Below are 19976 nucleotides of genomic sequence, written 5' to 3' on the forward strand. Positions count from 1 at the left end.
CTAAAACCAATTATTTTGAACCAAGTTACAAATAACAAGATAGAGGAATTATGAAAAAAGAGAATTTATCTAGTACCCAAACACGCGGATACGAATTGTTTAAGGCTTTGTTTGGCTATGAAATGAATGGTGTTTCTTGCCAAACACTTGCCGATAGATTCGGGCTCGGCAAGGCGACGGTGTTGCGCGATTTGCAAACAATGGCAGCCTCGGGTCTGGCAGAGCAATTGCCAAATAAGCAATGGCGTATCGCACCAAGTTTTGGTCGTCATGCCATCAAGATTTTCAACGAAGTGCAAAGCGCTCGGCAAAGATTGGATGAGGTTGCGCAGCGCTATGGTTTGTCCGAGCAACAGTGCTAAATCCGCCGACGTCGGCAGTTTTAAATTCTTAAGCAACTGATTTTTTGAATATTGTGTAAATAAATCGCCGAGCGTCGGCAGTTTTAAAAGGATAATTAAATGAGTAAATCAACCGTCATCGCTAAAGTGGATAGCAATCCCGTTGCCGAGCAAGATGAGGCAAAAGCCGCTGCGGTGCATATGCAAGCCGCATTATTAAGCGGCGAGCAGCTGCAGATGAATCAGGTTTTAGGGCGTATTCAAGCGACTAATTCTATCGCGACCATGCTGGAAGCCTTTTCTTTTGCGCAACTCAAGCAAATAAAAGAAGAAAAATTATATCGACGCTTAAAAGGTCAAACAATTTTGGTTAATGGCGAAGACATCCATTTAGATACATGGGATGGTTTTTGTATGGCTGTCGGTACTAGCCGCAGCACAGTTGATGAGCAGTTGCAAAATCTGCAATTGCTCGGCGAACAAGCTCTAAACCGCGCCACCGAACTGGGCATGACCACGCGTGAGCTGCGCAATTTGCGGGCATTAGATGTCCAAGATCAAAAAGTAGTTATCGGACAAATCGAGGCGGCAGTCGGCGATAAAGACGCCATTGTCGATCTCATCACAGATATGGCAGCCAAGCATAAAAAAACCGAGGCGGCGCTTGAAAAACAACTCAAATCCGCGCAGGCGGAAGCCAAGGCAACGGAACGTATCGTGGCGGATAAGGAGGCGCGGATCGCCGAGTTGCAAGACAAACTGATTGTGCAGGAAAGTCGCAGCATTGATGAGCAAAAAGAAGCGCTGCTGCTCGATTTAAACAAAGCACAGATTAATGTATTGCGGTTTTTACCTGAGCTTGAGGCTTGTTTAGGACGCGTCAATGAGACCGACGATCACAATGTCCGCTTAACTGCCGCAAACATTTTGCATGAGCTTAAGGAGACGATTACGTCTTTGCAGATTGAGTACGGTTTGGCAGCTGTCAGCAATCCCGATGATGACTGGATGGCGGACGCGCAGGCGGCGATTAATGCCGGTCGTGCGGGGCAGGAGTAGATATGGACGTGGCAGTGGTGCGCGAGTTGATGCAGCAATTGACAGGTTTGGGGCGCGGCGAGCGCGACAAGCATGTCGCCGATGCTGCGGCAATGCTGGGCATAAGCAAGGTGACGCTCTATCGCCATCTCAAAAAGCAGGGCTGGACAAGTGGGCGCAAGGCGCGTGCCGACAAAGGCAAGGCGGCTTTGAGCGATGAGGAGCTGCAAGCCATTGCGGCGATGCAACGTGCCACACAGCGCAAAAACGGCAAGGATATGATGAGCGCCGGCGATGCGCAGGCGATTGCCGCTGCTAATGGCTTGCTCGAGCGCGAGCTGCACCCCGCCACGGTTAACCGCTTATTACGCCGCAAAGGGCTGTCGGTTAAGCAGATGCGCCGCGATACGCCGCATATTAATCTCGCTACCAGTCATCCCAATCAGATGTGGCAGATTGACCCTTCTTACTGCGTACTCTACTAGTGAGAGTTGATGAGCAAGTGCAACACCGCACGTCTTACATCTTCTCTCTTGTCTATTAAACGTTGCACTTCAATCTTGAATCTAAGCGATAATTATATTAAGCTGAATTTGAATAATGTAATGCCTGAAATTGATGTAAGATTTTTTATGGAAGTATTTATCGCCCATGTTCGTCAATCAGACGGTGTCGAACAATCATTACAAACCCATTTAAGTGAAACGGCTGCCCTTGCGCGGGTATTGGCAGGCAAATTGGATTTGCCAGATGCAGGGGAATTGTTGGGTTTGATGCACGATTTTGGTAAATACGCGCAGGATTTTCAGGATTATATTCGGGCGATGACAAGCTCGGATGCCGATATTGACAATGATTATGTCTTGCCCAATGGTAAAAAAGTTGACCATTCCACCGCAGGAGCGCAGTGGGTTTATCAAACATTGTGCAAATTTGGCAAAAAAAATGGCATCGGTGATTTGCTTGGACAAATGCTGGGTTTGTGCATTGCTTCGCATCACGGCGCAGGGCTGATTGATTGTTTGAGTCCCGAAGGCGATGCGGTATGGCTGAAACGATTGCGCAAATCTGATGATTTAACCCATTTGCAAGAATGCCTTAATAAAGCCGAGCCAGCCGTTCTTCAACAAGCGCAAAATCTGGCTGTGGAAGCATTGGTCAAACAATTTTTGGCTTTCATTTCTCCGCTTTTCAGGCAGCCTGAAATTCAAAATACATCGAAAATTCAGGAATTTTATTTGGGTTGTTTAACCCGATTTCTTTTTAGTTGTTTAATTGATGCCGACCGCATCAACAGCGCCGATTTTGAGCGCGAACAGCAAAAATCATTCCGCCGTCTGAATCAATCTCCTGATTGGCAAGAAGCCATTGATAAATTGGAAACGCATTTGGCAAATTTTGAAATGCGTTATCCGATTGATGAAATTCGCCGACAAATTTCCGATGATTGCCTGAAACGTGCCACTGACCCGCAGGGCATTTACACGTTGACCGTGCCAACAGGCGGTGGCAAAACCCTAGCCAGTCTGCGTTATGCTTTGCATCACATTCAAAAACATCATCTTGACCGCATTATCTACATCATTCCTTATACGTCCATTATTGACCAAAATGCCAGTACCGTCCGCGATATTTTGGGTGAAGACTGGGTGTTGGAACACCATTCTAACCTTGAACCCGAAAAGCAAAACTGGCAAGATAAATTGTTATCTGAAAATTGGGATAAACCGATTGTTTTCACGACGATGGTGCAGTTTTTAGATGCCTGGTTTGGCGGCGGCACGCGCGGTGCGCGGCATGTACATGCCATGACAAATAGTGTACTGATTTTTGATGAAATTCAAACTTTGCCGATTAAATGTGTGCATTTGTTTTGTAATGTGTTGAATTGGTTGAATCAATTTGGTAGAAGCAGCGCGGTGTTGTGTACCGCGACACAACCTTTGTTGCATCAATTAAAGCATTCGCAGTGGGGGCAAGTGAAATTGGCGCATCATCATGAATTGATGGGCGGCGAAAATTTAAATCAATTATTTAACGATTTATCCCGAGTGGAAGTGAATTATTGTCCGAAAACGGGCGGTTATGATGTGCAAAGTGCGGGCGAATTTTTATTGACGCAATTTCGGGCTGCCTCAAGCTGTTTGTTTATTGTCAATACCAAAAAATGGGCAAGCGATTTATATCAATATTGCCAAACACGCCATATTCCCAAAAAAGCGTTATTTCATTTAAGTACCAATCAATGTTCGGCTCATCGCAGGGCGATTTTTGATGAAATAAAATGTCGTCTGAAAGCGGGTAAACCTGTGTTGTGCATCAGTACGCAGTTGATTGAAGCGGGGGTGGATATTTCCTTTGCTTGTGTGGTACGGGCATTGGGTGGCTTGGATTCGATTGCACAGGCGGCGGGGCGTTGCAATCGTCATGGCGAAAACGCAGACAAAGGGCAGGTTTTTGTGTTGAATTTGCAAGAGCCGAATTTTGCCACCGTGCTGCCTGATATTCATCAAGGGCAATTATGTGGCGAAAGGGTGTTGGGCGAGGTGGGGCAAAATGAGATTTTGACACCGCAGGCAATCCAGCAATATTTCCATTACTATTTTTATCAAAGAAGTGATGAAATGACCTATCGCTTGAAAGAAAGCAAATCAGGCAGTTTGTTTGACTGGTTATCGGATAATGCTTTGAATGTTTACGCGGAAAAGAATATGCGCCGTCGCCCGAAACTGCCTTTATTGATGCAATCTTTTAAAAGCGCAGGACGAGCCTTTCAAGCAATTGATGCACCGACACGCGCCGTCATTGTGCCGTATGGTAAAGGCGTTGATTTGATTGCCCAATTATGTGGTGCATGGCAGCCCAAACAAATGTCGGGTTTGTTGGCACAGGCACAGCAATTTAGCGTGAATGTTTTTCCGAATGTGTGGCAAAGTTTAATTAATCAGCAAGCGATACAGGAAATTCAGGCTGGCTCAAATATTTATTATTTAAAAGAAGAGCATTACACTTCGGAATACGGTTTATCAGTTGATGAAACAGGCGAAAGGTCGCTGTTGAATTTCTAAGGAGCAATTTATGAGTCGATTTATGAGTGATACCATTACTTTTCGGGTCTGGGGCAAGCAAGCCTTGTTCACCGACCCGATTACCAAAATCGGCGGTGAAAAATTCACTTATCATGTGCCGACTTATGAAGCGATTAAAGGTATTTTAAAAAGCATTTATTGGAAACCGACCTTGATTTGGCACATCAAGCGCATTCGGGTGATGAAGCCCATTCGCACTCAAAGCAAATCCACCAAACCGCAAGATTGGAACGGCGGCAATACCTTAGCCATTTACACCTTTCTGCAAGATGTGGAATATCAAGTTGAGGCGTATTTCACTTGGAATGAAAATTGGGAAGAGCTTAAAGACGACCGCAATTCTGGTAAACATATGGCAATCGCCCGAAGAATGCTGGAACGCGGCGGGCGGCAGGATATTTTTTTGGGTACGCGTGATTGTCAGGGTTATGTTGAGCCGTGCGAATTCAACAGCCCGAGCCGTGATGGGCAAGCTGGTTTTTACGATGAAATCGACAATGTGGATTTTGGGTTGATGTTCCACAGTTTTGGCTATCCTGAAGAAACAGGCAAACATGAATTGATTAGCCGTTTTTGGGCGGCAAAAATGGTGTATGGTGTGGTTGAATTTCCCAGCGTTCATGATTCAGGCAGCCTGAAAATTCGTCGTATTCGCGACATGGAGCCCGAAAAACCATTTAAACGTGGCGAAAATGTCAAACTTGTGGAAGAAGAAGCCAAGGAGTTGGGATTATGACGTGGATTCAAAAATTGTATCGGACGTATGAAGCGGTTTCGGAACAGAATACCAGCAATGAAACCCCTTTGACACCGATTGGGCATACCATGCAAAATGCCCATATTATGATTATCATCAATGGGCAAGGCGATTTTCAGACGGCAAACGTCATGCCGCCCAAAACGGCGATTATGTTGCCCGCGACAGAATCATCAGAAAACCGCACCAGTGGCGAAGCACCACATCCTTTGGCGGATAAATTGCAATATGTGGCAAAAGATTATCCTGATTACGGCGGTGAGAAAAGATCTTATTTTGATGGCTATTTGAAACAGTTGGCAGCGTGGTGCGATTCTTCTGCGGCGCATCCTAAGGTACAGGCGGTCTTGAATTATGTGCAAAAAGGCAGCGTGATTGCCGATTTGGTTCGGGTTGGCGTTTTACCTGTTGATGATGAACAGCGGGTTTTGAGTAAGTGGGATAAAGAAGGAGATGCGCCAGCCATTTTTTCAGTTTTACCAAAAACAAAGGGGGAAATTGAATTCGGCTCAGCGCTGGTGTGTTGGTCGGTGCAAATTGTCGGCGACCCACAATGCGATACGTGGACAGATAGCAGTGTGCAAGCATCATGGTCGGATTATTTGGCTTTGGCAGATGCTCAGCGCGGATTTTGTTTGGTTCAAGGTCAAGAAATGCCGATTGCCGCCATGCACCCAGCCAAATTGCGCCACACAGGCGATAAGGCTAAACTTATTTCATCTAATGATACAGATGGTTACACTTATCGCGGCAAGTTTGAAACGGCGGAAGAAGCGGCAAGCATATCCGCGGAAGTCTCTGCCAAAGCGCATAGTGCATTGCGTTGGCTAATTCATAGACAAGGCATTCGCAACGGTGAGCAAGTTACGGTGGCATGGGCGATAAGTGGTGAGAAAGTACCCTCGCCATTGCAAGATTATGCTAGTGATATTGATGCTTTGGATACCAGCGTTGATGAAAGCATGACTGATGAAAATGAGCAGCCTGAAAAAAATGAGAGTGGTAATAAAAAGGATTGGTCGGTTAATTTTGGGCAGCAAGCCGCAGCGTTAATTAAACAAAAATTGCACGGTTATCAAGCCAAATTGGACGAACATGAGCAAATTTCTCTGCTGATGCTTGATTCGGCTACTCCCGGTCGCATGGCTTTGACTTATTACCAAGAATTTTTGCCCAGTGATTATTTTGCCAATTTAGATGCTTGGATTGACGATTTCGCGTGGTATCAACGTTACAGCATTGAACAGCCCGATGCCAAAAAATCCGATAAAAAACGGACTGTTTGGGCATTTACCCCACCATCGCCATTTGCGATTGCCCATGCGGTGTATGGCGCATCGTTAAGCGACAACTTGAAAAAACAACTGTATGCCCGCCTGTTGCCCGTGATTGCTGGCGGTTTGACTGTACCCATTCCCTATGATTTGGTACAAAAAAGCTTTCAGGCAGCCTGTAATCCAAATGGCTGTGAAAACTGGGAATGGCAACGCAATATTGGGGTTGCTTGCGCTTTGTATAAAGGCTGGCGCGCCCGTCATCATGATTCATCAGAACGGAGAACTTATACCATGAGTTTAGATAAAGAAAACCGCTCACGCGATTATTTGTTTGGCAGATTATTGGCAGTGGCGGAAAAATTGGAAAGCACTGCTTTAAGAATTGCCGATGAAAACCGTGTCACCAATGCTGAACGCTATATGCAACGTTTTGCTGTGCGTCCCTTAAGCACTTGGCTACAATTAGAGTTAAGCCTTGAGCCTTATAAGAATCGCTTACGCCGCAACCACTATGCAGGTTTTTTGGAAAATCGTGAGAAAGAAATGGATGAAATCATGTCTGTTTTAGATGAATTAAAAGAGCAAACTGGTTGTTCATTAGACAATCCGCTTGATGGCGAATTTTTACTCGGTTACCACAGCCAAAAAATGGCTTACCGCAAATCTGCCCAATCCGAGCAAAAAGAGCAATACAACGCAACCCAATCATCTTAATTTAGGAGCATTCCCATGAGTTTAAGCAAAAAAATTGACTTCGCTTTAATCATTCGCGTGAAAAATGCCAACCCCAACGGCGACCCACTCAACGGCAACCGTCCGCGTACGGACTTTCAAGGTTTTGGCGAAATCACCGATGTGTGTTTAAAACGCAAAATCCGCGACCGCTTGCAAGATGCAGGCGAAAGCATTTTCGTACAATCCGATGAAAAGAAAACAGACGGCATGACCAGTCTTGCCAACCGTGCCAAAGACAAAGGTGTCGGCTTGGGTGCAGACGCATTTAACGCCAAAAAATCAAGCCGTGATGAGACCGCCAAAAAAGCCTGTGAAAAATGGCTGGACGTGCGCAGCTTCGGGCAAGTATTCGCTTTCGGTAAAAGCAATGATGGCGCGGGCGTATCGATTGCCGTTCGTGGGCCTGTAACCCTGCATTCGGCATTCAGTATTGAACCTGTTAGCGTAACCAGCACCCAAATTACCAAAAGCGTGAGTGGTGAAGGCGATGGCAGCAAAAAAGCATCCGATACCATGGGCATGAAACACCGTGTTGATAGCGGTGTTTATGTGGCTTTTGGTGCCATGTCGCCACAACTTGCCGAGCGTACAGGATTTTCTGATGGTGATGCTCAAACCATCAAAGCTGTTTTAAGCAAATTATTTGAAGGCGATGCATCATCGGCGCGTCCCGAAGGCAGCATGCAAGTGCTTAAATTGATTTGGTGGGAACACAACTGTAAATCAGGTCAATATTCTTCTGCCAAAGTGCATGGTAGCCTGAAAATGAATACTGACGGCAGCTATCAATTGGATAATCTTGATGGATTAAAACCCGAAGAAATAGACGGTTTCTAAATACAGTAGTTTGTAGATTCATAGATTTTGGAGAATAAGTATGAATTATTGGCTAGTTGGGGCTTCTTGGGGCGGACAAGATCATCAAGATCAATTTTTTGTAAAAAACGGTTATTGGGTGTTGGGATGGGAATCGTCTCAGCAGCCTGACCAATTTGCGAAAGGAGAGAAAATTGAAGTGGGTGATAGAATTGCAATTAAACGTATGAAAGGACAAGGTTCGTCTGAAATAAAAATTTTACATATCGGCATTGTTAAAGGAGTTATTTCTGAGACGAATAAAATCATTTGTGTAGTGGATTGGCTGGTTCAAAATTTGGATAGAAGTGTTGAAAGCAGAGGGTGTTTTAAAAGTATTCACGGTCCGTACAAAAAAGATGTTTGGATAGAAAAAATCTTTTGCTTATAACTTTTCATACAACCTATTTGATTAGGAAGTAAATTTGAAAAATTCTACCAAAAAACAATCACTTGCAGGGAAAAATGGGACAAAGGAAAGTCACCCGATTCTCCTTTCCGCCCTGCAACATTACGCCTTTTGTCCGCGTCAATGTGCCTTGATTCACAATGAACAAGCATGGGCGGAGAATTTCTTGACCGCACAAGGCAAAGCTCTGCATGAACGCGTTGATTCAGGCGAACCCGAAACTCGCAAAGGTGTGCGCTTTGAACGCAGCGTGCACGTCTCGGCGGAGCATTTGGGCTTGTCGGGTATTTTGGATATGGTTGAACACGATATACGTTCAGGCAGCCTGAAACCCGTGGAATACAAACGCGGTAAACCCAAACCCGTATTGATGGACGAAATCCAACTCTGCGCACAAGCCATGTGTTTGGAAGAAATGACCGGTCAAACCATCAACGATGGCGCGTTGTGGTACATGCAAACGCGCCACCGCTTGCCTGTGGTGTTTTCAGACGGCATCAGACAGCAAACGCTGGCAATCATTGCCCAAGTCCGCGCATTATTGGAAAGCGGCACCACACCGCCGCCTGAATATGGCAAGCATTGCAAAGCCTGTTCTTTGGTGGAGATGTGTCAGCCGAAGTTGTTGGAGAAGGATAGGTCGGTGGGGTATGTGAAGGGGTTGTTTGGGGAGTTGTAAGTTTATTTTGAGAATTTTTATGAATACAAAAAAATATACTGCATTAACAATCGATACAAGCATATTTGACCAAAATGCTCTTAAGCTTAAAAAAGGTGCGTTGGCTACGCTTAAACAATTCAAAGACCTACCAATCAATTTTATATTAAGTGATATTGTGGAAAGAGAGGTGATTAAGCATTTAAATAAAAAAATGGAGGTTATTGAAAAAATTAAATCAGCAACCAAAGACGATGATTTATCTAATTATTTGGGTTGTGATGATAGATTTTGTTACATAAAAATAAGCTATTAAATATTCATAATCAAGATGATATGTTTACGAATAATTTATGGAGAGATTTTATTAATGATTGTGATATTAATATCATTGAATCAGAAGGTAATGTTAGCATTGATGAATTAATAAATTTATATTTTTCTTGTAAAGCACCATTTTCAGAATCTGGTAAGAAGAAAAATGAATTTCCTGATGCAATAGCTTTGTTGGCATTTAAAAAATGGGCTGTTGATAATAATCAAATGATTCTGGCTGTTAGCGATGATAAGGATTGGAAAAAATTTGCAGAAAACGAAGATTGGATTGATGTGGTAGATGATTTAGGAACTGCGATAGAAACTTTACGTTCAATTTGTGATAATTCATTGCAAGATTTAGTGATTGATATTCAAAATAATTTATTCAAGGAACCTTATAGTTTATTTTTGGAAAATATTAAAGAAGAGATAGAAGCAAAATTATATATATCTGAAATTTACGCAGAATCTCCATTTCAATATGAAATTGATGATGAAATGATTCAAGTAAATGAAATAATAGAGATTTCGAATATACGCCTAATAGATTCAGATTCAGATTCAGAATCAATTACAATAATGATTGATTGTAAAGTGGATTATTATGCTGAAGCTAGTTTTTGTTTTTTTGTAAAAGATTCTATTGATAAAGATGATGTTAATTTAGGCTCTAGCCATAAAAGCATTGAAGATTCATTTAGTACAGAAATTGTTATAACACTAACAGGTAATATTATAAATGGTTTGGAATCAATGGATATAAATGAAATAGAAATTACTCATACTGATGTTACTATAGATATGGGTTACGTTCACCCATTTGAGGATTATGATGAAGGTAATTATTAAGTGAAAAAACTCCAAAACACCCTCTACATCACCACACAAGGCACTTACCTGCACAAAGAACGCGAAACCCTTGTCGTGGAGCAAGACCGCAAAAAAGTCGCCCAACTGCCTATTCATTCCATCGGGCATATTTTTTGTTTTGGGAATGTGCTGGTGTCGCCGTTTTTATTGGAATTTTGCGGTGAATATCGGGTGAATTTGGCATTTTTCACTGAAAATGGACGATTTTTGGGGCGGTTTGTCGGTCGTCAAAGTGGCAATGTGTTGTTGCGGCGCGCGCAATATCGTCAATCAGAAAACAACCCGATACCGATTGCCCGCAACATCATCGCCGCCAAAATCCAAGCCAGCAAACGCGTTTTGCAACGCCAAATCCGCAATCATGGCGAAAATGAAGCGGTTCAGGCTGCTATTGCCGCGCTCAATGCCAGTTTGCAGCAACTGAAACGCGCGGACAGTTTGGATAACATTCGCGGTATTGAAGGCGATGCGGCGGCGCGTTATTTTGGCGTATTTGGGCATTTGTTGGCGGAAAAAAGCGATTTGACCTTTGACGGGCGCAACCGCCGACCGCCACGCGATGGTGTAAACGCATTATTGTCTTTTTTATACAGCATATTGGGAAAAGACATCAGTGGCGCATTACAAGGCGTAGGACTTGACCCGCAAGTCGGTTTTTTGCACGCCGACCGTTCGGGGCGCGACAGTTTGGCGCAGGATATTTTGGAAGAATTCCGCGCGTGGTGGGTGGATAGAATGGTGTTGTCGCTGATAAATCGCGGGCAAATCAAAGCGCAAGATTTCACGCAAGAAGCCAGTGGTGCGGTCAATATCAAAGCCGATGCGCGCAAACTCATTTTCCAAACATTGCAAAACAAAAAACAAGAAAAAATCGTCCACCCGTTTTTGCAGGAAGAAGTGGCAATCGGTTTGCTGCCGCATATTCAAGCGATGTTGCTGACAAGGCATTTGCGTGGCGATTTGGCGGAATATCCACCGTTTTTGATGCGGTAATTTTCAGGCAGCCTGAAAAGGAGAAACAATCATGATGATGTTGATTACATACGATATTTCGCTTGACGATGCTGACGGACAAAAACGCTTACGCCAAATTGCTAAACATTGTCTGGATTATGGCGTGCGTGTGCAATATTCTGTGTTTGAATGTGACATCGCGCCAGACCAGTGGGTTGTGCTGAAAAACAAATTATTGGCAATCTACAATCCCGACGTAGACAGCCTGCGCTTCTACCATTTGGGCAGCAAATGGCACAACAAAGTTGAACATCACGGCGCAAAACCTGCGGTGGATGTCTTTCAAGATGTGTTAATTTTGTGATATCAATCAACCTTAATAACCATCGCTAAAAGGGAGTTCACATTAAAACCCCCTTAGCTTAGCGATAAAATAATCTCATGAATTATCTCACAATATCGATCTTGCTTAAGTCCATTTATAATGATAGTCTTTTTAAGACTTAGTTTAGCGATACCGCTGATATTAAGCCTTAGAAATCCTGCCTTTACAAAGAGGCAGTCGCACCCCGCAGGGGTGCGTGTGTTGAAACATATTCCAATATTTAACGCTGACGGTATTAGTCAAGTCGCACCCCGCAGGGGTGCGTGTGTTGAAACATCGCCGCATATTTAGCCTCAAGCGTGGCAAAAGTCGCACCCCGCAGGGGTGCGTGTGTTGAAACTCGACACTGCGCAAAATCGGCGATTGAAACTGTGTCGCACCCCGCAGGGGTGCGTGTGTTGAAACTTTAAATTATGCGCAGGCTTGCGCTTCCACTTGTCGCACCCCGCAGGGGTGCGTGTGTTGAAACCAATACGTCGCCACCTGCTCATCGACCTTGCGCAAGTCGCACCCCGCAGGGGTGCGTGTGTTGAAACATCAACATCACTTTGACCGTCAAGGCGTACAGTCGTCGCACCCCGCAGGGGTGCGTGTGTTGAAACCGAAAACGTCTTGCGCACATTCCAGTGTGATTTTGTCGCACCCCGCAGGGGTGCGTGTGTTGAAACATACACCGCGACGTGACCTACGACAATTTATATGAGTCGCACCCCGCAGGGGTGCGTGTGTTGAAACGCAATCAAAGGTTTATGGCGTAACCAGTTGGGACGTCGCACCCCGCAGGGGTGCGTGTGTTGAAACAAATGCGTGGAATTTGCCTTTCTTGCGCTCGCCGTCGCACCCCGCAGGGGTGCGTGTGTTGAAACTAATTCGTCTGGGTAGTAGTAGTCATCATCCAGGTCGCACCCCGCGGGGGTGCGTGTGTTGAAACAATTTCGCCGTTTAAGGGCGGCGCTGTCGCCGGAGTCGCACCCCGCGGGGGTGCGTGTGTTGAAACCGACCTACTGATGTGGTCTGGAAGCGCACCGGCGGGTCGCACCCCGCAGGGGTGCGTGTGTTGAAACGCCGGCGGATATGGTCGTCCCTGTCTGCCGGTGAGGTCGCACCCCGCAGGGGTGCGTGTGTTGAAACTGATAATGATTTTATTAATGATGAGGTGCCGTTAGTCGCACCCCGCAGGGGTGCGTGTGTTGAAACATATGATGGGTTTTGATTGCGGCTTTCTGCGGATGTCGCACCCCGCAGGGGTGCGTGTGTTGAAACATCCCTTTGCCAACGCCCCGCAGGGTGGCGGCAAGTCGCACCCCGCAGGGGTGCGTGTGTTGAAACACGATACACGGCATGAGGCTTTATCTCGGATGGCGAGTCGCACCCCGCAGGGGTGCGTGTGTTGAAACGGGCAATTAACCTCGATGGCGAAACAATATGCCGGGTCGCACCCCGCAGGGGTGCGTGTGTTGAAACAGTTTTGCTAGTCGATTGCAGGCAATAGCGCTCGCGTCGCACCCCGCAGGGGTGCGTGTGTTGAAACAGCTAGTGCCTCTTCTACCGCCGCGGTGCGCGGCAGGTCGCACCCCGCAGGGGTGCGTGTGTTGAAACTGCAAAACTGGATGCGACGCTGTCGCAAATCCAGTCGCACCCCGCAGGGGTGCGTGTGTTGAAACCCCTATTGCTAGTCCTACGGACAGCGGTCAGACGTCGCACCCCGCAGGGGTGCGTGTGTTGAAACAGACGTTGTATACGAAAAAGATATGAAGGGGCAGGTCGCACCCCGCAGGGGTGTGTGTGTTGAAACAGAGCTAATCCCGACAGGCAAAGTAATCTGCGCCGTCGCACCCCACAGGGGTGCGTGTGTTGAAACATCGAGGTTATAATGATTGGACACCCCAGTTAGGTCGCACCCCGCAGGGGTGCGTGTGTTGAAACAATTGGGACGGTCGGGCATGGCGGGCGGATCACCGGTCGCATCCTGCAGGGGTGCGTGTGTTGAAACACTGTTACCAGTGGTAATAACCAATGGGAGAAAAGTCGCATCCCGCAGGGGTGCGTGTGTTGAAACAGTATATGCCGCCGAGCGGCTAGAGCTTAGAGAGGTCGCACCCCGCAGGGGTGCGTGTGTTGAAACTTTTACGCGTAAGCGTAAATCCGCGCATAAAAAGTCGCACCCCGCAGGGGTGCGTGTGTTGAAACACCGTGACTAGTTATCGCTTTACTCCTGATATGAGTCGCACCCCGCAGGGATGCGTGTGTTGAAATCTCAATGGGGAGATGGGTACCGGCAAAACCATAAGTCATCCTCATAGAGGTCTGTGTTACAATTAAATATCTATAAAATTAGTAATTCAAAACATTCAATCTTATTGAGTTTATGTTTATGATAAGGTGTTTTTAAGTTATTAATTCGATATTCATGATATTAAAAGTTTATTGATGTTTATAGATTTTTATTTTGATATTGTTTTTTTGTATAAATGATATGTGAAAAAATATGATAGAAGATTTTTGGCAAGGTATGTTATTTGCAGGAAATATTATTTTTCCTTTGATTGCTTTGATTTGGATAGGTCGCTGGTTGCGAATGAGCGGTCAAATTCGTGAACAGTTTTTGCAAGATGTTAATGCTTTATTGTATCGTTACGGAATTCCCGGTTTATTATTTTTCAGTATTTTGAAAAGTCAAGAAAGTCTGATGTCGCAATGGCGTTTAGTGGCGGCAGGTTATTTGGCTACTTATTTGCTGTATTTGGTCAGTAGTTTAATTGCTAATAAAATGATAGCTTCTCCTGCGGATAGAGGTGTATTTGTGCAAGGAGTATTCCGCGGTAATTTAGCCATTTTAGGTTTGGCATTTGTTATTCAAGCGTATGGTGATTACGGGCGTGAAGTCGGAGGTATTTTAGCGGGTGCGATTGCTCTGGAGCTTAATGTATTAAGCGTGATTTGCCTGAACAAAGCCATGCAGCAGCAGGCGGGGTTTTCCGCTTGGCAAAGCATGATGCAGCTTTTGAAAAAGATGCTGCAAAATCCGTTAATTATTGCCATTTTATGCGGTTTTTTCTTAAAGATTTTGCATGTACCATTGCCGAAAGCAGTGTTTTCTTTCGGCGATTTGTTTACCCGTTTGACTCTACCTTTATCTCTTATTAGCATTGGTGCGGCTTTTGATTTGCGCGGCATTTTCGGCGCCGGGCAAATGGCGGTTTGGGCAAGCGTGGGACGTTTGCTAGTATCGCCCTTATGTTTTTTATGCTGCGGCTTATTATTGGGTTTGACAGGGCGTGATTTGGCGATTTTATGCCTGATGGGCGCTGTGCCGGCGGCAAATGCCGGCTATATTATGGCAAAGGCTTTGGGTGGCAATGCGATAGCGGCGGCGAATATTATTGCTATTACGACCGCTGCTTCTTTGCTTGTAGTAGCGCCTTTAATTGCTTTGTTTTATGCTTTAGATTGGGTGTAATTGATATGAATTCATTATTGGCTAAAAAATTAGGTCGTTATCATCGTCGTCTGCATAAATTTGCGTTTTATTTCTCTCATGCGGGTTTAGAATTGTTGCCGAATTTTCTGCTAGAAAAGGATTATAAAAACGTATTGGCAGATATGGAAAAGTTAACAGATGATAAGAGAGTACGCATTTTATCGCGTTGTGATTATTATCATCGCTTGAATTCAAGTTTTTATATAGATAATCCTGATGCTTATTGCGGCAATTTTCCTCGTCAAAAACCCTCTGCTTATTATTATGATTTAGCACCTTTATTGCATTATTTTCCTGAGAATAATGGATTTTATTATGAGTTTGGCGATGTTATTCATGTGCCGAAAGTACCAAGTTTTGTGAAAAGTCGCCCTATTATGAATCAGGGAAATGAAAATTCTATTCTATTGAAGTTAGATAGTGTTCGGCATTTTTATGTTCTGCCCGATCATATCCCTTTTAAAAAGAAAAAGTCTATGTTGTTATGGCGCGGTGCGGCACATCAAACGCATCGCTTAGATTTTTTAGAGCGTTATCATCATTTGCCGCGTTTGGATGTGGCTTGCGTGCATGAAAAATCGCGTGATAAAGCTTATCATGGTTCTTATTTAACGATTCCTGAGCAATTAGAATATAAATATATTTTAAGTATTGAGGGTAATGATGTGGCGACTAATTTAAAATGGATTTTCTATTCCAATTCTCTTTGTTTTATGTGTAGGCCGCGTTATGAAACTTGGCTGATGGAAGGCGCTTTAGAACCTAATGTGCATTATGTGTTGTTGCGCGATGATTATGCCGATATAGAAGAAAAATTGGATTATTTCGAGAGTCATCCGGAGGCGGCTTTAGATATTATTCATAATGCGCAGATGTGGATGCAGCAATTTATGGATAAAGATAAGGAGCGTTTGTTGAGTCTTTTAGTGATGGAGAAATATTTTCGCCTTTCCGGGCAATTATGATAAATGTGATTATTCACAAACTTTCTAAAATAAGAGCTATTTGAATATTTCAGCCTCATGCTTTTGGCATGAGGCTGTGTTTTAGATAGCGGCGGCGATGGCGTCGCCGAGTGTTTGGGTGCCGGCAGTGCCGCCAAGATCGGGGGTTTTGCAGTCGCTTTTCAGCGTTTCTTCAATTGCTTTCATGATGCGGGCGGCGGCTTGTGCCGTGGCAGGGTTTTCTTCGGCAAAGCATTCCAGCATCAGCGCGCCCGACCATATCATAGCGATGGGGTTGGCGATGTTTTTGCCGTAGATGTCGGGTGCGGAACCGTGTACGGGTTCAAATAATGAGGGGAATCGGCGTTCGGGGTTGAGCACAAATTGCGCGACAAGGGCGTCAATGTGCTGTTTGTCCTGCAACGTCGGGGTAGTTGTGCGCGATGGCGGCGATGCGAAATTGTGTTTTCATCTTGTTTCTCCAAAAAAATACGCCATCAATCGATGGCGCGTGTATTTATATTAATACGAAATATGCCCACAGTCCGACAAGCAGTACGCAGAGTATGTTCAGCAGTAAGCCGACGCTGAGCATTTCTTTTTGCTCAATCAGGCCGCTGCCGAAGATGATGGCATTCGGCGGTGTGGCAACCGGCAGCATGAAGGCACAGGAAGCGCCGATGCCGATTACAAAGACGAGGACTTCTTTGGGCATGCCCATTTGTGCGGCAATGCCGGTGAAGACCGGCACGAGCAGGGCGGCGGAAGCGGTGTTGCTGGTAAATTCGGTGAGGAAAATAATAAAGGCGGATACGGCAAGTATGATGATAAGCGGATGTGTGCCGCCGAAGGTTTCCGCCATTTGCTTGCCTAAGGCCGCAGAGGCGCCGGTGTTTTGCAATAGGGCGCTGAGGCTGAGACCACCGCCGAAGAGCAGGAGTACGCCCCAGTCGGTGTTATTGGCGATGTCTTTCCAGCGGCAGGTGCCGAAGACGATGACGGCAATGGCGGCGGCAAGTGCGATGACGGTATCGGAATTGGCGATGCCGAAATGCGCTTTGATTTTGCTGCTCAATATCCATGCGCCGGCGGTGCAGATAAAGATGAGCATGGCAATGATGCGGTGCAGCGTCCAAGGGATGTTTTCTTCTTGAATCGAGACTTTTTCTTTGAGATTGGGTTTAAGCAGCGCATAGAGCGAAAATACCATCAGCGGCAGAATGAGGAGCATCATCGGTATGCCCATTTTCATCCAGCCGTAGAAATCCAGCCCTAGGGATTTGGCGGCAATCATATTCGGCGGCGAGCCGACTAATGTACCCAAGCCGCCGATACTGGCGCAGTAAGCGATGCCGAGCAGCACGAAAACAAAGGTTTTGCGTTCTTTGCCGCGGTCTAAATGCGCCATCATGCCGAGTGCCAAGGGTAGCATCATGGCGGCGGTGGCGGTGTTGCTGATCCACATCGATAAAAAGGCGGTTACGCCGAAGAGAAGCAGGACGGCGATAAGCATATTGCCGCGCGAGAGCGATAAAATCCAAATGGCGATTTTGCGGTCGAGTTTTTGAATGTGCAGTGCCGCCGCCAAGGCAAAGCCGCCGAAGAAGATATAAATTGTGGGATCGGCAAAACCGGCTAAGGCGGTTTTGATGTTGGTGTCGGGGAATTTGAGGGTGGCGGCAAGCACGGGCACCATGAGGGCGGTAATCGTGATATGTACGGCTTCGGTAAACCACATGATGGCGACAAAGAGCAGCACCGCCAGTCCTTTGCTGGCATTGAGTTCATAGCCTGCACCTGTAGGGCTTTTCAGCCACAAATAGAAAGCGTAGGCGGCGACAGCGGCAATGCCTGTGATGACCAAGCCGCGGAAATTCGTTGCGAATTGCTGGGTAGTCAGCAGTTCCGAGTTTTGCACGTTCTCGGACGCAGGTTGCTGTGTTATCAAGTGAATCTCCTTTGTTTTTATGTGATAAAAAATGAAATTTTAACGAGCTTAGTCTAACAAAAAAGTCATTTTCAGGTAAAAGAATTTCATAAACATTGAGCTGCGCATAAATTTAGTAGTGTGATGAAGGCTGTTTACAACTGAAAGGAAGGACGATGAGCAAAACATTCCCTTTGCATGCCGATACTGTCGGCAGCTATTTGCGTAGCGAACCTTTAAAAGCGGCGCGCGCCGATTTTGCCGCCGGCAAGATGAGCCGCGAGCAACTCACGCAAATCGAAGACCAAGAAATCGAAAAACTTGTGCAGGCGCAATTGGCGACCGGCATTCAGGTATTGACCGACGGCGAATTCCGCCGCTCCTGGTGGCATATCGATTTTTTGGAAAATCTGAATGGCATTGAGGGCTTTATTCCCGAGCAGGTCTATGCTTTCAAAGATACGGAGGTGCGCAAATACAATACGCGCTGCTGTGGCAAAGTGTCTTGGAATGTCAATCATCCTTTCCTCGAGCATTTCAAATCCCTAGCCAAGATTGTAGGCGGACGCGGAATCGTGAAATTTACCATTCCCAACCCGAATCAGTTGATGTATCCCTTTATTTGGGATACGGGTTTTTATGTCGATAAACAAAGCTATTGCGAGGACGTACGCCAAGCCTATAAAGAAGCGATTCAGGTCTTTTATGATGCCGGCTGCCGCTATTTGCAATTTGACGATGTGTATTGGGGAACGCTCTGCAATCATTACGACAAACCGGATTTTGCAGAAAATAAACGTTATGCGCTGGAAAATATTCAGGATATTTTAAGCGTTAAACCGGCGGATATGACGATTACCACTCATGTCTGCCGCGGCAATTACAAATCTTCTTATTTGCTTACAGGTGCTTATGATCCGGTGGCGGAAGATTTGTTCGACAAAACCGCTTATGACGGCTATTTCTTGGAATATGATAATGAGCGCAGCGGCGGCTTTGAACCGCTGAAGCATTTCCAAAACAATCCGCATAAAGGGCGGGTGGTGCTGGGTTTGATTACCTCGAAATTCCCCGAATTGGAAGATAAGGCGGCGATTAAGGCGCGGATTGCGGAAGCGGCGAATTATGTGCCTTTGGAACAGCTGGCGTTGTCGCCGCAATACGGCTTTGCCTCAATCGAGGAGGGCAATATCATGAGCGAAGCGAAACAATGGGCGAAAGTGCGCTTAGTGGAAGAAATTGCCAAGGAAGTCTGGGGCGAAGATTAATCGCCAAAGTAAAAAATACCGCGTTCGTGCGGTATTTTTATGATATTCAATTGATTAAAATCAAAACAAGACCAGTCGATAGCATTGAAGCGGCTATGCGACCGCTTCTACCGCCTGCGGCTGCAACACCTGCAAATCCTTAGCCGCGATGGCGACTAAAAAGCCGCGTTTGCCGCCGTTGATGTAAATGGTATCTAAATCCAAAATGCTGCTTTCCACATAAACGGGCAGCGCACTTTTGCAGGCAAAAGGGCTGGTGCCGCCGACTAAATAGCCGCTCCATTTATTGGCTTGGGCTGGGCTGGCAGGCTCGATATGGCGTGCGCCGATAATCCGCGCCAATTGGCGGGTGGAGATTTCTTTATCGCCGTGCATGAGCATAATCAGCCCTTGTTTTTTATCATCTTGCAAAATAATCGTTTTAATCACGCAATGTTCGTCAACATGTAATTCTTGTGCGCAGCGCGCCGTACCGCCGTGTTCTTCATAATCATAAAGATGCGCTTCATAAGCAATCTGATGCTCGCGCAGAAAACGGACGGCGGGGGTAATGGGATAGGATTTTTTACTCATGGCTGACAGATAATCGAAAAAAACGATTATAAGGGATTATGGGCTTGTCGCTAGGGTTTTCAAGGTTTATTCTGATGCTCTGCATAAGGAGGGAAGA

The 19976-nt window shown here is 45.7% G+C and carries 18 protein-coding genes, 1 pseudogene and 1 CRISPR repeat array; of the genes and pseudogenes, 16 read left to right on the forward strand and 3 right to left on the reverse strand.

Annotated elements, in window-relative coordinates; genetic code table 11:
• Nucleotides 1-50 precede the first annotated feature (50 nt).
• The 15 genes from DYC63_RS07960 to DYC63_RS08030 all read left to right on the forward strand — a co-directional run bounded on the left by DYC63_RS07960 (nucleotide 51) and on the right by DYC63_RS08030 (nucleotide 16132).
• Nucleotides 51-362 (forward strand): helix-turn-helix domain-containing protein, encoded by a 312-nt coding sequence (locus DYC63_RS07960; RefSeq protein WP_115218735.1) that lies wholly within the window; start codon nucleotides 51-53, stop codon nucleotides 360-362.
• 99 nt (nucleotides 363-461) lie between these two features.
• A complete protein-coding gene (locus DYC63_RS07965; protein ID WP_115218736.1) occupies nucleotides 462-1400 on the forward strand; it encodes a hypothetical protein in 939 nt (312 codons plus the stop codon).
• Nucleotides 1401-1402: 2 nt separating this feature from the next.
• Nucleotides 1403-1864, forward strand: a complete 462-nt coding sequence (locus DYC63_RS07970) for a hypothetical protein (protein ID WP_115218737.1) — start codon at nucleotides 1403-1405, stop codon at nucleotides 1862-1864.
• Between the two features lie 147 nt (nucleotides 1865-2011).
• Complete coding sequence (gene cas3 / locus DYC63_RS07975; RefSeq protein WP_115219495.1) at nucleotides 2012-4447, forward strand: CRISPR-associated helicase Cas3'; 2436 nt, start codon at nucleotides 2012-2014, stop codon at nucleotides 4445-4447.
• Between the two features lie 22 nt (nucleotides 4448-4469).
• A complete protein-coding gene (cas5c, locus tag DYC63_RS07980; RefSeq protein ID WP_115218738.1) occupies nucleotides 4470-5204 on the forward strand; it encodes a type I-C CRISPR-associated protein Cas5c in 735 nt (244 codons plus the stop codon).
• Entirely contained in the window at nucleotides 5201-7216 is a 2016-nt protein-coding gene (gene cas8c, locus DYC63_RS07985) for a type I-C CRISPR-associated protein Cas8c/Csd1 (RefSeq protein ID WP_115218739.1), read from the forward strand. Before cas5c ends, cas8c begins: the two co-directional genes overlap by 4 nt.
• Before the next feature lie 15 nt (nucleotides 7217-7231).
• Nucleotides 7232-8074, forward strand: a complete 843-nt coding sequence (gene cas7c / locus DYC63_RS07990) for a type I-C CRISPR-associated protein Cas7/Csd2 (protein ID WP_115218740.1) — start codon at nucleotides 7232-7234, stop codon at nucleotides 8072-8074.
• 40 nt (nucleotides 8075-8114) lie between these two features.
• The gene (locus tag DYC63_RS07995) at nucleotides 8115-8483 is read left to right on the forward strand and encodes a hypothetical protein (RefSeq protein WP_115218741.1); all 369 of its coding nucleotides are present in this window, start codon (nucleotides 8115-8117) and stop codon (nucleotides 8481-8483) included.
• A gap of 97 nt (nucleotides 8484-8580) precedes the next feature.
• On the forward strand, nucleotides 8581-9180 hold the full coding sequence (gene cas4, locus DYC63_RS08000; RefSeq protein ID WP_342769727.1) for a CRISPR-associated protein Cas4: 600 nt from the start codon (nucleotides 8581-8583) through the stop codon (nucleotides 9178-9180).
• Nucleotides 9181-9199: 19 nt separating this feature from the next.
• Nucleotides 9200-9475: a PIN domain-containing protein gene (locus DYC63_RS13390; protein ID WP_115218743.1), complete on the forward strand. Its 276-nt coding sequence runs from the start codon at nucleotides 9200-9202 to the stop codon at nucleotides 9473-9475.
• Complete coding sequence (locus DYC63_RS08010) at nucleotides 9451-10326, forward strand: PIN domain-containing protein (RefSeq protein ID WP_147284947.1); 876 nt, start codon at nucleotides 9451-9453, stop codon at nucleotides 10324-10326. The genes DYC63_RS13390 and DYC63_RS08010 overlap by 25 nt, the downstream gene beginning before the upstream one ends.
• Entirely contained in the window at nucleotides 10327-11340 is a 1014-nt protein-coding gene (gene cas1c, locus DYC63_RS08015; RefSeq protein ID WP_115218745.1) for a type I-C CRISPR-associated endonuclease Cas1c, read from the forward strand.
• Between the two features lie 31 nt (nucleotides 11341-11371).
• Complete coding sequence (cas2, locus tag DYC63_RS08020; RefSeq protein ID WP_115218746.1) at nucleotides 11372-11665, forward strand: CRISPR-associated endonuclease Cas2; 294 nt, start codon at nucleotides 11372-11374, stop codon at nucleotides 11663-11665.
• Between the two features lie 197 nt (nucleotides 11666-11862).
• A CRISPR array of direct repeats spans nucleotides 11863-13942; the repeat unit is 32 nt; unit sequence GTCGCACCCCGCAGGGGTGCGTGTGTTGAAAC.
• A gap of 232 nt (nucleotides 13943-14174) precedes the next feature.
• Nucleotides 14175-15146 (forward strand): AEC family transporter, encoded by a 972-nt coding sequence (locus DYC63_RS08025; RefSeq protein WP_115218747.1) that lies wholly within the window; start codon nucleotides 14175-14177, stop codon nucleotides 15144-15146.
• Entirely contained in the window at nucleotides 15137-16132 is a 996-nt protein-coding gene (locus DYC63_RS08030; protein ID WP_245888086.1) for a glycosyltransferase family 90 protein, read from the forward strand. The genes DYC63_RS08025 and DYC63_RS08030 overlap by 10 nt, the downstream gene beginning before the upstream one ends.
• 81 nt (nucleotides 16133-16213) lie before the next feature.
• On the opposite strand, the pseudogene DYC63_RS08035 reads toward DYC63_RS08030, so the two are convergent.
• A pseudogene (locus DYC63_RS08035) lies at nucleotides 16214-16568 on the reverse strand (isocitrate/isopropylmalate family dehydrogenase); the annotation flags it as partial.
• A gap of 60 nt (nucleotides 16569-16628) precedes the next feature.
• Nucleotides 16629-18059, reverse strand: coding sequence for an SLC13 family permease (locus tag DYC63_RS08040; protein WP_115218749.1), 1431 nt, complete (start codon nucleotides 18057-18059; stop codon nucleotides 16629-16631).
• 155 nt (nucleotides 18060-18214) lie between these two features.
• On the opposite strand from DYC63_RS08040, the gene DYC63_RS08045 reads away from it, so the two are divergent.
• Complete coding sequence (locus DYC63_RS08045) at nucleotides 18215-19306, forward strand: 5-methyltetrahydropteroyltriglutamate--homocysteine S-methyltransferase (protein ID WP_115218750.1); 1092 nt, start codon at nucleotides 18215-18217, stop codon at nucleotides 19304-19306.
• 93 nt (nucleotides 19307-19399) lie between these two features.
• Here DYC63_RS08045 and ybaK read toward each other — a convergent pair whose 3' ends face one another.
• Nucleotides 19400-19879, reverse strand: a complete 480-nt coding sequence (gene ybaK / locus DYC63_RS08050) for a Cys-tRNA(Pro) deacylase (RefSeq protein ID WP_115218751.1) — start codon at nucleotides 19877-19879, stop codon at nucleotides 19400-19402.
• Nucleotides 19880-19976 lie beyond the last annotated feature (97 nt).

It is taken from the genome of Suttonella indologenes, assembly GCF_900460215.1.
GTDB classification, from domain to species: Bacteria; Pseudomonadota; Gammaproteobacteria; order Cardiobacteriales; family Cardiobacteriaceae; genus Suttonella; species Suttonella indologenes.

Coding starts and splice junctions, on each gene's coding strand:
- DYC63_RS07960 (WP_115218735.1), top strand. CDS start 51: ATGAAAAAAGAGAATTTATCTAGTACCCAAACACGCGGATACGAATTG.
- DYC63_RS07965 (WP_115218736.1), top strand. CDS start 462: ATGAGTAAATCAACCGTCATCGCTAAAGTGGATAGCAATCCCGTTGCC.
- DYC63_RS07970 (WP_115218737.1), top strand. CDS start 1,403: ATGGACGTGGCAGTGGTGCGCGAGTTGATGCAGCAATTGACAGGTTTG.
- cas3 (WP_115219495.1), top strand. CDS start 2,012: ATGGAAGTATTTATCGCCCATGTTCGTCAATCAGACGGTGTCGAACAA.
- cas5c (WP_115218738.1), top strand. CDS start 4,470: ATGAGTGATACCATTACTTTTCGGGTCTGGGGCAAGCAAGCCTTGTTC.
- cas8c (WP_115218739.1), top strand. CDS start 5,201: ATGACGTGGATTCAAAAATTGTATCGGACGTATGAAGCGGTTTCGGAA.
- cas7c (WP_115218740.1), top strand. CDS start 7,232: ATGAGTTTAAGCAAAAAAATTGACTTCGCTTTAATCATTCGCGTGAAA.
- DYC63_RS07995 (WP_115218741.1), top strand. CDS start 8,115: ATGAATTATTGGCTAGTTGGGGCTTCTTGGGGCGGACAAGATCATCAA.
- DYC63_RS13390 (WP_115218743.1), top strand. CDS start 9,200: ATGAATACAAAAAAATATACTGCATTAACAATCGATACAAGCATATTT.
- cas2 (WP_115218746.1), top strand. CDS start 11,372: ATGATGATGTTGATTACATACGATATTTCGCTTGACGATGCTGACGGA.
- DYC63_RS08025 (WP_115218747.1), top strand. CDS start 14,175: ATGATAGAAGATTTTTGGCAAGGTATGTTATTTGCAGGAAATATTATT.
- DYC63_RS08045 (WP_115218750.1), top strand. CDS start 18,215: ATGAGCAAAACATTCCCTTTGCATGCCGATACTGTCGGCAGCTATTTG.
- ybaK (WP_115218751.1), bottom strand. CDS start 19,879: ATGAGTAAAAAATCCTATCCCATTACCCCCGCCGTCCGTTTTCTGCGC.